10 protein-coding genes are annotated in these 13,467 nt (G+C 44.2%); 1 reads left to right on the top strand and 9 read right to left on the bottom strand.

Going from position 1 to position 13,467, the window contains the following annotated elements; genetic code table 11:
- Positions 1 to 260: 260 nt before the first annotated feature.
- The 8 genes from rpsA to thiL all read right to left on the bottom strand — a co-directional run bounded on the left by rpsA (position 261) and on the right by thiL (position 10,460).
- Positions 261 to 2,063 carry a 30S ribosomal protein S1 gene (gene rpsA, locus Q4A14_RS04950; RefSeq protein ID WP_303170381.1) on the bottom strand — a complete coding sequence of 601 codons (1,803 nt, stop codon included), beginning with the start codon at positions 2,061 to 2,063 and terminating at the stop codon, positions 261 to 263.
- Between the two features lie 237 nt (positions 2,064 to 2,300).
- Positions 2,301 to 4,640: a TonB-dependent siderophore receptor gene (locus tag Q4A14_RS04945; protein ID WP_303170380.1), complete on the bottom strand. Its 2,340-nt coding sequence runs from the start codon at positions 4,638 to 4,640 to the stop codon at positions 2,301 to 2,303.
- Positions 4,641 to 4,648: 8 nt separating this feature from the next.
- Entirely contained in the window at positions 4,649 to 5,590 is a 942-nt protein-coding gene (locus Q4A14_RS04940) for a DUF4249 family protein (protein ID WP_303170379.1), read from the bottom strand.
- A gap of 42 nt (positions 5,591 to 5,632) precedes the next feature.
- Complete coding sequence (locus tag Q4A14_RS04935; RefSeq protein ID WP_303170378.1) at positions 5,633 to 6,316, bottom strand: hypothetical protein; 684 nt, start codon at positions 6,314 to 6,316, stop codon at positions 5,633 to 5,635.
- Between the two features lie 318 nt (positions 6,317 to 6,634).
- Positions 6,635 to 7,867 carry a transglutaminase domain-containing protein gene (locus Q4A14_RS04930; RefSeq protein WP_303170377.1) on the bottom strand — a complete coding sequence of 411 codons (1,233 nt, stop codon included), beginning with the start codon at positions 7,865 to 7,867 and terminating at the stop codon, positions 6,635 to 6,637.
- Positions 7,868 to 8,093: 226 nt separating this feature from the next.
- Positions 8,094 to 8,612: a dihydrofolate reductase gene (locus tag Q4A14_RS04925; protein ID WP_303170376.1), complete on the bottom strand. Its 519-nt coding sequence runs from the start codon at positions 8,610 to 8,612 to the stop codon at positions 8,094 to 8,096.
- The gene (locus Q4A14_RS04920; protein ID WP_303170375.1) at positions 8,609 to 9,403 is read right to left on the bottom strand and encodes a thymidylate synthase; all 795 of its coding nucleotides are present in this window, start codon (positions 9,401 to 9,403) and stop codon (positions 8,609 to 8,611) included. Before Q4A14_RS04920 ends, Q4A14_RS04925 begins: the two co-directional genes overlap by 4 nt.
- 28 nt (positions 9,404 to 9,431) lie before the next feature.
- Complete coding sequence (gene thiL / locus Q4A14_RS04915; RefSeq protein WP_303170374.1) at positions 9,432 to 10,460, bottom strand: thiamine-phosphate kinase; 1,029 nt, start codon at positions 10,458 to 10,460, stop codon at positions 9,432 to 9,434.
- Between the two features lie 161 nt (positions 10,461 to 10,621).
- Between thiL and Q4A14_RS04910 the strand changes: the two genes are divergently transcribed.
- Positions 10,622 to 11,575 (top strand): endonuclease/exonuclease/phosphatase family protein, encoded by a 954-nt coding sequence (locus Q4A14_RS04910; protein WP_303170372.1) that lies wholly within the window; start codon positions 10,622 to 10,624, stop codon positions 11,573 to 11,575.
- 645 nt (positions 11,576 to 12,220) lie between these two features.
- On the opposite strand, the gene Q4A14_RS04905 is transcribed toward Q4A14_RS04910, so the two are convergent.
- Complete coding sequence (locus Q4A14_RS04905) at positions 12,221 to 13,336, bottom strand: AbiH family protein (RefSeq protein WP_303170370.1); 1,116 nt, start codon at positions 13,334 to 13,336, stop codon at positions 12,221 to 12,223.
- Between the last annotated feature and the right edge of the window lie 131 nt (positions 13,337 to 13,467).

Genomic DNA, 13,467 nt, shown 5'->3' with positions numbered 1-13,467 from the left:
TGCCCCAGGGGAAAAAGGGAGAACTAACCTTACACACTTTTTCGGACACTACCCTTTTACCTCAAAGTTAAGGACTCACAGGGCTTACACACTTTTTAGGACAGTATATGATTCTTGAAAAAGACCTACGTCCCTAAGTCGAACCACGCTCACTCAAAGCCCTGGCAATGAAACCATGAAACAAAAATAGCCCCTCGATTGTCTCAATCGTGGGGCTATGATTTTTAGAGTCTGACCCTAAATGGTCACCTCTTATCTATTTACTCAGCAGAATCACCCATGAGCTTTTCCTTTAGAGCTACAAGCTCTTCAAGGTCACCAAGGGTAGACTTCTCTGCAGATGAAGCTGTGAATGCAGCAGTATTAGCAGCATCAGCACGACGTTGACGGCGTTGTTCGTTTGTAGCCTCTTGACGCTTAGCCTTTTGCTCATCTTCAAAGATACGGCTGTGTGAAAGGATGATACGCTTAGCGTCCTTGTTAAATTCGATCACCTTGAATTGAATCTTTTCTTCAAGTTGAGCCTGTGTGCCGTCTTCCTTTACGAGGTGCTTAGGAGTAGCGAAGCCTTCTACACCGTATGGGAGAGACACTACAGCACCCTTTTCCATCATTTCGATGATAGTACCTTCGTGTACCGAACCTACAGTGAAGATTGTTTCAAATACATCCCATGGGTTTTCTTCGAGTTGCTTGTGACCGAGGCTGAGGCGACGGTTTTCCTTGTCTATTTCCAGGACAACAACTTCGATAGGAGCACCTACCTGTGTAAATTCGCTTGGGTGCTTGATCTTCTTTGTCCAAGAGAGATCGGAGATGTGGATGAGACCATCTACACCATCTTCAAACTCTACGAAGACACCGAAGTTAGTGAAGTTACGAACCTTTGCAGAGTGCTGTGAACCTACAGGGAATCTTACTTCGATATCTTCCCAGGGATCTGGAGTAAGCTGCTTGAGACCAAGAGACATCTTGCGCTCTTCGCGATCAAGTGTAAGAACCTGAGCTTCTACTTCGTCACCCACCTTAAGGAAGTCTTGTGCGCTACGGAGGTGCTGTGTCCAAGACATTTCAGATACGTGGATAAGCCCTTCGACTCCTGGAGTAACTTCTACGAATGCACCGTAATCAGCCATTACGACTACGCGGCCCTTAACCTTGTCACCGACCTTAAGGTTTGGATCGATACTATCCCATGGATGCGGGGTGAGTTGCTTGAGACCAAGAGCGATACGCTTCTTTTCATCATCGAAGTCAAGGATAACGACGTTGATCTTTTCGTCAAGCTTAACGACTTCTTCAGGGTTGTTGACACGTCCCCAAGAGAGGTCTGTGATGTGGATAAGACCATCCACTCCACCAAGATCGATGAACGCACCATAAGAAGTGATGTTCTTGACAACACCTTCGAGGACTTGGCCTTTTTCGAGCTTGGAGATGATTTCTTTCTTTTGTTGTTCGAGTTCTTCCTCGATGAGGGCCTTGTGTGACACAACCACGTTGCGGAACTCTTGGTTCACCTTCACAATCTTGAACTCCATAGTCTTTCCGACGAATACGTCGAAGTCACGGATAGGCTTCACGTCTATCTGTGATCCTGGCAAGAACGACTCGATACCGAAGATCTCTACGATCATACCGCCACGAGTGCGAGACATGATGTAACCCTTAACGATTTCGTCGTTTTCGAGAGCCTTGTTGACACGTTCCCAAGAGCGTGCAGCACATGCTTTCTTGTGAGACAGTACGAGCTGTCCGTTGCGGTCTTCTTGGTTCTCCACGAATACCTCTACTTCGTCACCCACCTTAAGGTCCGGGTTGTAGCGGAACTCCGATACAGAGACAACACCTTCAGACTTAAAACCTACGTTGATGACAACTTCTCTCTTAGAGATCGAAACGACCTTACCTGTTACGATTTCTTTGTCCTTAACGGCACCGAATGTTGCTTCATAAGCCTTTTCGGTAGCAACTTTTTCTTCCGGAGTGCTGAGAGACGCACTTTCAAAGTTGTCCCAATCGAAGCCTTCGAGAGGCTTCACTTCTTCGTAGTAATTCTTCATTAGTTAGTTAATAAATAAAATAATTTGTTGAGTTAGACATTATGTTTATCAAAATGCCCTGCAAAGTTACATTATTTTATCATGACACACAATAGGTTACAATAAATAAAAAGGCAGACAAGTAAGTTCTCTCGTGGAGTCATCAAGAAACCACAAATGCAAACAGACCAAGAGAAAAGAAAAGGAACGACTCCGCCCTCTCGCAAAGAGATTTATATGGCATGTGTTGCGTTACACTTAAAACGACAATCTCCAAGAGACAGAGGGGACAATGGGAAGAAGGCTCACCTGTTTCCAGCCACTGCTTTCATTAAAAATCAAAAAAGGATTCTTCCGATTTAAAACATTGAATATATTCAGAGATAACTCATTGTTAACTGTCTCCCCCTTAAAAAGAAAGTTGTATCCCACATCCACCCTGAAATAATAGGGCAAAGTATAGGAGTTCATACCGGACATTTCTGTACGCACGGTAGCATGATAGGCTTCTTTGGGAGGGACATAAGTGCCTGTCATATGAGTGTCCCAAAAGGGCAGTTCTTCGCTCTTATAAATAGACAGCGGCACAGTTATCTTATTCCCGGATGTTGCATAAAGGGCAAAGATAAAACTCTGCTCATGCTTAGCCTTTCTTGCCGTAATATATTGCAGTTGAACGTTAAGATTATGCCTCCGATCAAACTGAAAAGGGAAAACTTCTCCCTTATTTATCTCTGAAAACTGACGTATGGTCTTGGACAATGTGTAAGCCAAAGACCCTGTCAACCGACTATTTCGTCTCTCAAGCCAGACCTCCAAACCATAAGACGTTCCCCGACCCTGTGTGACATCTTCCTCCCATGAGGCATTCTGTGGCAAGAAGTGGTTCAAGAGACTTTTATATGATACCAAGTTTCTCAGTCTCTTGTAGTACATCCCTATCGTGAGATAAAATCCCATATCGCCGGCAAAGCCACCCAAGTAAATTTGGTCAGAAGTCTCAGGTTTGAATTGCCTTGTGACCGGCACCAATAAGTTCAGAGCCCAGCCAATGGGTAAACCCTCCAAAGTGTGATGGTTCTGTATGAGGTGATCATAAGTTCCCTCTATGCCGACATTGGGGGTAAAAAAAACAGACGAATACAATCGAGCCTCTACCCCATGAGAAGCCCATCCTCCATGCTTAAAAAAGTTATAACGCAACCCTCCTCGAAGTTTGTACTTATCCTCCCGGACATACTGAGACTCAGCAAACAGACTCAAGGCATCGGCACTGTACTTTTGGATTTTCTCAGCCTCTTTATCTCTGGCAACCTTTGAGTACGTCACCCTATGTGTTATGGGGCGAAATTCTTGTTTACTATAATCTACTCCGGCATTGGAAGACCATCGTCCTTTAGAATAGGAGAGTTGATATTGCAGAGAGATCTCTCGTTTCTCTGTTCCAAGAGACATCCTGTATTTTTTCTTAGAAGTTGCATCAACATCCCGAGAAGACTGATAATTCTGCTGAGTATCAAAGCCCACATAATGTACGGAAGCCTGAGTGCTTAAATGTTTATCGATTTTCCACACCCACGCTAACCGCCCCAACTTATTTCCCCAACCAAAGTTAAAGCCGACTTCTTCATCACCGTTTTCCATTTCAGGGGCATATGAGAAATAATCTCTACTACCGTATACCATAGCTTCCAAAGCATGCTTCGTCGTGATCTGCCAGTGCATTTTAGTATACAAATCCTGAATCTGAGGATCAAAGTCTCCACTCAATTCCAGGGGCTTTCTAAGCAACTGATATTCCATCCTAAGGAGAGAGGTACGGGCAGCTATCTGATACGAGACCTTATTTTTCGGCAAATATCCCTCGATCGAGCCTCCCAACATAAACGGAGATACGGAGATCGATCCGTGATACTCTCTCTTGCACGGAGTCAAACTCTCTATCTGAAGCAAAGAAGACAGTAAGTCTCCCGAAGATGCCGCTATACCTCCCATCTGAAAAGTTGACTTCTCAACGATATCAGGGTGAAAGGTCGAGAATAATCCCATAAGATGTGTAGGCCCGATGACAGGGACTCCATCAAGTTCCACTCGATTATTGCCATTATTTGCGCCACGAACAAAAAAGCCTAAGCTACCCTCGAGTCCCTGAGACACACCGGGTAGTATCTGCATATAGCGCATCACATCTGTCTCTCCTACCAGACTGATGACTTTCTTTGCATCTATGGGTTTATAGGTAAACGAATTGTTTCCTCGCTTACCCCTATAAGCCATCACCGTTAGTTCGCTCAAATCATAGGCTAATGGGGAGAGGTATATGATGGTATCGATACCGGCGTGGAGGGTCACTTCTCTCTGAGTATATGCAAAAGTTTTGAGTAGCAATCGGATGCTTACCTGATCTTTATCAAGACTCAGCACAAATCTTCCCTTATGATCCGTCGTTGCCATCAGCCTCCCATCATATATGACATTTACATCAGATATAGCTGTATTTGTCTTGAAGTCTTTGATAGTAGCCGAAAACTGCTGGGCTTTTGATGAGATTAAAAAGCACTGTATCAGCACCAATAGCAAGGTATAGAAACACTTCATAGAGATGTTCACTCCGGACGAGCTGTTACACGATTATGAAAATAAAATGACTCTTGATGATATGCGCCAAAGAGACCTAACCCATTCTCTATATTGCTGTAGATAACACTTTGATCAAACCATGCCGTAGGATCATCCTCAACCTCATAGAAGGTTTTCTTTTCGATCACAGACTTCAAATAGAGATCATACTCCACCGAGCAATATCTAAAAACAACAAATGTCGCTGCTGTCCTTGGATAGTGATTCACTCCAAAAACCAGGCTCTCCTTCTCTACTTCAGCAGGGTCATAAGGGACACGCACATAGTATTTATATTGAAGAAGATCAGGCTCTGTAGGAAATAGTTCGGGTGATAGTGGCTGATAAGTAAAGCGATCTGCCGACTTATGATCCGTAAGTAACTCTTGATAAAGTCGAGGTGCCGGATCTTTTTCAACCTTTGGGTTTTGCGTTGCATAAACAGGATCCTCCAGACTTGAACTCATCGCAAAAAACCAATAAGGACTTGTGACATCGGAGCTCTTGAAGACCCGTGTTTTTCTATCTCCTCTGCTCATCAAATAAGCAATATTGCCCTTGGCGGGCATAGTGGTTGTGGCAGAAAGGCGACCATGACCCGGCACTTCGGCCTCTATCATATAGACCTTTCCACTCTGAGGCATATAGTCCAAACGCCACTCCCCATAGCCGAACTTTTCAAACATCCCCACAAGGCGCCCTTCTTCATAAAGTGAAAGCTTGGCCTCTTTCACTTCTTCAAAAACCCTCCCTTTATTTATCCCACGATTCCAGGACAAAGAAAGCCTTTGAGTAGAAGCATTTGTCAAGACACAAGACAAGACCACCTTGGGAGATCCGGAATCAGGTTCGACAGGAAGATCTTCAACACATGAAGCACAAAGACATCCCACAGCCGTCAACAAACAAGACAGAAAAAAACGTTTCATACGACTCTTTGAGGTTTGGAGTGATGTACGCACTCTTATTCGTTATTTCAGAGAGACCTGAGTCGTATCCTTCAAGATTTTTCCATCCGTAGTCTCCAAGATAGTTACAAAGCTGACTTTTTCAGGTATTTCTTGCGGTTTACTGTTGAGACGGAATCGAATAAGTGGAGGAGCCATGGGTTTCAGAGAAAGCCATTGATCAATACTCTCTAATTTACTTTCACTTGCATACCCCCAGATCAGTTCCTTTGTCTGGTAGGATATGACTTGTTGGGGCTCAAATTGATAGATTGAAAAAAATCTGTTGAGGGATGTTTCCTTCGGCTGTCCGAAAAGTGTTGATAGAGCCACAATCTTAAAGTCTTTCACACCTGTCACTCGATACTCCCACGGTGTCAGATTAAACATGACCAATTCCTCCATTTGATCCCCGCGGAGTGATTCTAAAGAGCCCCGATAATCGTTATCAAGCTGCATCTCCAATCGAGGTAGAGATTCGACCCTCTTATTGTAGGGCATTTGATGATACGCTCGATGATATACCTTGCCCTCCAGGTTCGGATGTTCTTGTCTGATAGTTCTCAGATTATCAGGACCTGTCACTACCCAGAGAATATAGTCCTCGCTCTCAACCGGATCATCCCCGGCAACAACAACGGACTTATAAGTATGGGAGTGATCTCCACTCTTTTCAGTCACCGTAGCTATTTTAGAAGAACCGGCCATTATTTCTTCACATGTGCGGGGGAAAAACAACAACCGAAAACCTCCGGTCATTGGCACCTCTTTCTTTTTACAACCACTCACTAAGAAGGCTAAAGTTAAAACGAGAACTGACAGAAAGAAACGCTTCATAAAACTCATAGTTTATTAGATTCAATAATAATAAAATAAGACACCCGTAACGAGCTAAGTAAGGACTAAATCCTATGGGCAAATTTCTACCCTTAACTCTAACTTCACGACTAAAATTACAAAAAAAAGTTATCCTGCAAACAAATCCCATAAATAGCGACTTATACTATCAAATAATCAAAACAGAAATTACTTCATCTGCACTATTTCAAACTTAGGACACTTGATGTAAGCATCAGGAGAAATCGTCTTGAGAGACTTTGGATAGACGACCCTCTTGAGGTTCGGACAATTCTCTATTGCATAAGCCCGGATCTCTTCTGTTCCCTCGCTAAAGTGAATTTCTTCAATGCCATAAAGATCTTTGACAGTCTCTTTACCTATTACCTTGACAGGCTTCAACTTGAGGATCTTCAACTGATTTGGCACATATATGATCCCCCCACCTTCACGTTTTTGGTAAACAGCACCACCAAACTCCTCAAGATATGGATTGTCCTTAGCTACATAAACACGTTCCAAGTGCGACCCCACAGTTTTTAGCATGCGGAACCCGTCCATGCCGATGTGAGAGATATTGCTACCCAAGTAGACCTCTTTGACCTCTTCGGGAATTCTGTTGGGGTTGAAGTTGGTAATCCTGAATCCATTGACACTATAAGGTATTTTGAGCTTGGGTCCATTAGACTTCTTCACGTTTATAACGCTTAGCTGACCGATCTGTAAAGAGTAGTCATACATATCATCTTTCCAAAGAGTGAAGTCTATACGTTCAGGTCTCAAGCTATAGTAGTAACTGTTATCTGTCAATTCGTATACACCGCCTTCATTTGTCGGGTCGGCAACGATCCAGCGCTTATCTGCATAAGCATAATTCCAAGCATGTCCGAAGTCCACTCCCAAGATCCCATTGACGACAGGACAGCTGATCCCCTGAGTATAGCAGAGAGCTTTGAGAGCATTCGCAAATCCTTGGCATATAGCGACCTTGTCCGTACAAGTAGAATAAGCGGAATTATAGTCCTCCATGGTATCGTGACCCGCTTCTCCGTGGCTGTACTTTACGTTCGAACGTATCCACTTAATGAGCGCAAGCACTTTTTCTTTTTCAGTCTTGGCATTTGCATCCGCAATGGCTTTATCCGCAATTTTCTTCATTTCTTTGAGTTGCGCCTCAGTGGCATAAGTCTCACCAAGAGGTAACAAAGACTCCAATGAATAGTCCTTGAGGAAGACCACAAGGCGTTCGCTTGATTCGCCCTTTGGGGCTATGGAATTGTCGGGTTGTGCAAACTCAGCTTTCTGATCATCTACAATAGGTGGGGTTGGCTCATCACCTCCGTTCTGAGACTGATTATTGGTACAGGCAAACAACATACCCGACACCGCGCACGCAATGAGCATTAGTTTGGCTTTCTTCATAGGAAATATGTACTTAAAGGTTATCATCAACTATTTATTTATACTATTTTAAGCATTCTTAAACATTCTGCGAATCCAAAGATAAAAAATAATCCACACATGTACATAAGTAGTTGAGGCTTAAAGTAGAGCGATTATATCATGTTCAGGAGAGGTATAAATGCGCCACCCGCAAGTCGGAGCCTTGACTCTAACTTGTGGGTGGTGATAGTTTTGCATACAATATTTACTTCGCAGACTTATGCCATTCAGTGAATGTGACGGTATAGAGGTTGCGGTCATCGGCCGGATGCTCTTCGCTTCGGATGCAGTACCACTCGTCTATGTCGATGGGCGGGAAGAAGGTGTCTGCCCCCTCAAAATGTGCATGTACCTGTGTGATGTGCAGGACATCGGCGTAGGGGAGAGACTGACGGTAGAGTTCGCCACCACCGATGACGAAAAGATGCTCGACCCCATTAGCCACGGCGAGAGCCTCCTCAATACTATGAACGACGGTTGCGCCTTGCGCTTCGTAAGAAGTATTTCGAGTGATGACGATGTTCAATCTACCAGGAAGAGCCCCTTTAGGAAGGCTCTCAAAGGTCTTACGTCCCATAACGATAGGATAACCCATCGTGGTCTCTTTGAAATGTTTGAGATCCCGAGGGAGGTTGCGTCCCCAAGGCATATCTCCCTCGAAGCCTATAGCTCCATCCTCAGCTATGGCGACGATGATGTGAAGTGTGGGTTTGGCCTTGTTCATACGGCTACGTCAGCTTTGATGTGTGGATGAGGATCGTAGTCTACGAGGATAAAGTCTTCGTAGGTGAAGTCTTCGAGACGTTTGACATCAGGGTTGAGGATCATACGTGGTAGCGGACGAGGTTCGCGTGTGAGCTGCAAGTCGGCCTGCTCGAAGTGGTTGGTGTACAAGTGGGTGTCGCCGAAAGTATGAACAAAGTCTCCCGCTTCGAGTCCGGTCACTTGAGCCACCATCATGAGAAGGAGAGCATAAGAAGCAATGTTGAACGGCACACCGAGGAAGAGATCAGCACTCCGCTGATACAGCTGGAGACTGAGTCGCCCATTGGCAACGTAGAACTGATAAAAGGCATGACAAGGAGGGAGCTTCATCTCAGAGAGCTCGCCCACGTTCCATGCACTGACGATGATACGGCGACTCTCGGGCGTCTCACGTATCTGCTTGAGCGCCTCAGCCAACTGATCATGCTCTTGTCCACGAGCATCCCGCCACTTACGCCACTGTGCTCCGTAGATAGGACCGAGATCTCCGTTTTCGTCCGCCCATTCGTTCCATATCCTCACACCATTGTCCTGCAGGTACTTGACATTCGTATCTCCGTGAATAAACCAAAGTAGTTCATAAATGATCGAACGCAAATGCAACCGCTTGGTAGTCAAGAGAGGGAAGCCTTTCGAGAGGTCAAACCTCAACTGATGACCAAACGAACTCACCGTACCTGTGCCCGTACGGTCGCCTTTGAGCACACCGTTGTGACGCACATAACTGAGAAGATCCAGATATTCTTTCATGAGATGATAAGGTTAGAGTGTACTACAATCATGCTTCGTCCCGCTTGAAGTGGTGCCCTTGGGCAAGAAGGGGGATCATATTGCCATCGTTGGCCACAAGGTGACAACCGTCACTCTCATCGGTGATGTACCCGATGATACGGACATCCTCGACTTTCTCCACAAGGTCCTTCATACCGAGAGGAACGGTAAATAGAAGTTCGTAGTCCTCCCCACCATTGAGAGCTGCCGTGATGACATTGATATTAAGCTCCTCAGCCATTGCTGAAGTCTCATAGTCGATAGGTATCTTTTTGTCAAAGATGCGACAACCCACACCCGAAGCCTTGGAGATGTGCAGGAGTTCGGAAGCCACACCATCCGAGACATCGATCATGGAAGTTGGGACAATACCCGCTTTGCCGAGAGCTTCGATGACATCGACACGAGCATAGGGACGGAGTTGTCTTTGGAGGATATACTCCCTACCCTCAAACTTCGGTTGGAAGTCCGCCGTACCGTCATAAGCGAGTTTCTCACGCTCGCACAACTGGAGTCCCATATACGCTGCCCCGACATTACCGGAGAGACAGATGAGGTCATTGACCTTTGCACCCGAACGCCTTACAGCCTTACCCACCTTGGCACTTCCGATAGCCGTGATACTGATGGTAAGCCCGGTGAGAGACGAACACGTGTCTCCCCCTACGAGGTCCACTCCATATACCTCACAAGCTTCATGGATACCGAGATAGAGGGTTTCGATATCTTCGACAGCAAAACGCTTGGAGACCCCGATAGAGACAATGATCTGTTCGGGACGACCATTCATCGCGAGGATATCGGAAACATTGACACTCACAGCTTTGAAACCTAAATGTTTGAGGGGAGAATACATAAGATCGAAGTGTATCCCTTCGAGCAAAAGGTCTGTGGTCACAAGGGTTTCGCGCTTTGTGTCCTGTGCTATGATGGCGGTATCATCACCCACCCCAAGGATGGTCGAAGGCACACGACAGTTGAAAGGCTCGGTAAGTCGCTCGATGAGACCGAACTCACCCAGTTGAGAGATTTCCATTTATATATTAAATGTATGTTTGATATTATTCGAATAATGATACGAAGATACACAATAATAATGAGTCTGTCTTCATCAGGCGGATAACTCTTGATTCGCTTTGATTAACAGACTATAATCGTTAAATTTGAGCATATTAGGAACACCAAAAGATTATTACTATGTATCAAACACCGCCACCCGAAGTGCAGGAGAACCTTCGTCTCCTTGCGGAGGATCTTGATGCCAAGATCCCGACCAAACAGCTTGACCGCAACCTCCTCATTGCCAGTTGGAACATCCGGGCATTTGGCGACTTGACCCGCAAATGGGCAAGCGAAGAAAAAGACAATCCCAAACGGGACATGCATGCCGTCCTCTGTATCGCGGAGATCATCCGAAGATTTGACGTGATTGCCGTGCAGGAGGTCAAGTCCAACATCCGTGCTCTGAGAGATACACTCAAGATCCTCGGCCCCGAATGGTCGATGATCCTTACGGATGTGACCAAGGGCGATGCCGGCAACGGTGAGCGCATGGCGTACCTATTCGACACCCGTCGTGTCAACCTCTCAGGACTTGCGGGCGAACTCGTAGTACCCAAAGAGTGGAGCAAAGGCATATCTGACAATGTGATGACCGAGCAATTTGTACGTACCCCTTATGCCGTGAGTTTCCGATCCAAGAGTCAGACATTCATCCTCGTGACCCTCCATGTCATCTATGGCAAAAAAGCCGAAGACCGCATCCCCGAACTCAAGGGTATCGCGCAATGGCTATCGGGATGGGCAAAAGACATCAATGCCTATCATCACAATCTTATAGTACTTGGAGACTTCAACATCGAAGAGCGAGGTGACCTGCTCCACAAGACATTTGTGTCCGAAGGACTTTATGTGCCGGATGCCCTACAAAACGAAGCAGTGACCCGCTCAATCTTCAACCAAACAAAGTTCTACGATCAGATAGCATGGTTCAATGGAGATAGAGGGCAACCAAAGTTGTCGTTAGAGTTCAACACCGGAGGCAACTACGACTTTACCACCACAGCGATGATCAACAGAGGCTTATCCCGACAACGCCTATCTTTCATGATATCAGATCACTACCCTCTTTGGGCAGAATTCAAACTCTGACACCCCTCGAGAAGAACAACAAATAAGCCGTGCAGTTGCGCTTCATGCGTAACTGCACGGCTTATTTTTCCCGTCTCAACACTTCCCGAAAAAAGGTTGTCTAACTTGATGCATCAAGTTAGACTGATTGATTCGTCAAGTTAGACAACTTGATTTGACACCTTCTATATCTTACTTGGGAGGCAAGTGAGAACACTCCTCTCCTAAAGATGCTTCTTCTTTTATAAATTAAGGTTCAAATGATGGGACAAGAGGCTTACAATATTCTTTATTGACGACTTTATCCCTCATTCCTGCCTTGTCGTTAAAACTACGAGAGAGATTACGAACCAATTCGCTGTAATTATCAGTACCGTCCTCTCGTTGGTGATAATAGACTTTTACAGAAACGCAATTGCGATGCTCGAATAGGGTATTAAGCAACGTCAGTTCGATATAAGAAAGAGATGTAATATATTGATTATTATAATGTTTAGTTTTTCACGTGAGATTTTTTTAGGTGCTTACATTGCCCTCAGATGTCTTTTTACTTGTGTCTGAACCCCAAAGACTTAGATGTTGGCTCCTCTTTCTGATTACTCCATTGAAATAGAATACAAAAATAGATTGATTTACAGATGTTTACTTATTTTGCAGCATGTTTTCTTAGATCGAACTGGCGTTAAGCAATGTTCGGTCAGAATTCCCACACGAATGCCCCATCGTAATTACCTGATAGGGTTTTGCTTCGATGAAACTCAATAACTTCCGATAATTACTTGTTTCATGGTAACGAATGGATTTTATATTTTCCAAAAAGTCGTTGTCTTGTAACTTTTCGATTCTTTTATAATCATCATCCAACTCATCACCATAACCAAAAATGATCGGGTTATTTTCATCATTAAGTTGTCCATGGATGTTGATAACTTCATATCCACTTCCATTATATTTTTTTTCTGCTGTACGTGTATAATTAAAATTCAAGACTAAGGTTTGTTTCGGAGTGAAGTGTCTTGTCCTGAAATTCTGGTCATTAATTGGGTATAATTGGAGAGGTATTCCTTTTGTCTTATTCAAATAGAGGGCTGTTTTATACTGCTCCTCTTCTTTAAGGTTAGATTTCTCGACCTCTTGAATAATCAAGTCATAAACACTCCTTTGCTTGATATAAGCTATCTCATCCGGCTCTATCACGCTATCGAAGGCCTTTTGAATAGACCCAAACCGTGTCGGTTTTGCTTCTTCTACTATCTTCGTCAGATACTTTTCAAGTTCCTCTTTTACAATGTCAAAATCTTGATTCAACTTTTGGACTTTTTCTTCCCGAATAAGGGTGTCGTTTTCTTGAAGCAGTTCTTTCAGATTTTCATAATATTCATTTTCTATATCCACCCAGTTGGTAAGCGAACAGCGACCGGAAACGTGCTCAAAGAACTCGTTTTTGAATTTCAACTGAACAGAGCCTCTATAGCCTTCCCTATAATCATTGAACATAGCAATCAGCTTTTGAACGTCATCGTATGGGCTTGAACACGATTTGGGATATGATGGGCTTGATTTTTTATTTGTCCGGTAATCAAGTATTTCAAATGAGATAAGGCGGTCATCATAAGTATTTGGAGGAAGGATATTCCCAGATCGCTCTTTATACAATCGTTTTTCATCATTGAATATGTGATGAGAAACTTTATCCCAATAACTATCTATAAAATCCTTATATCCGGTTGCAAGGCCATGTGCCTTATCGAACCCGTTACCTATGATGATTACCCTATTCATAAATTAGATTTTCATTTTATTTAACAAAGATATACTTTTGAAACTTGAAAACAAGTATAATATAAGACCCCAAAACGACAGGGCGTATTCAAAGCTAATGTCGATTTGGCTTCATTTATAGCATTACAGCA

Origin of the sequence: Porphyromonas sp. (genome assembly GCF_030529325.1) — a bacterium.
Taxonomy (GTDB): Bacteria; Bacteroidota; Bacteroidia; order Bacteroidales; family Porphyromonadaceae; genus Porphyromonas_A.
This window is presented reverse-complemented; position numbering and strand designations above follow the sequence as displayed.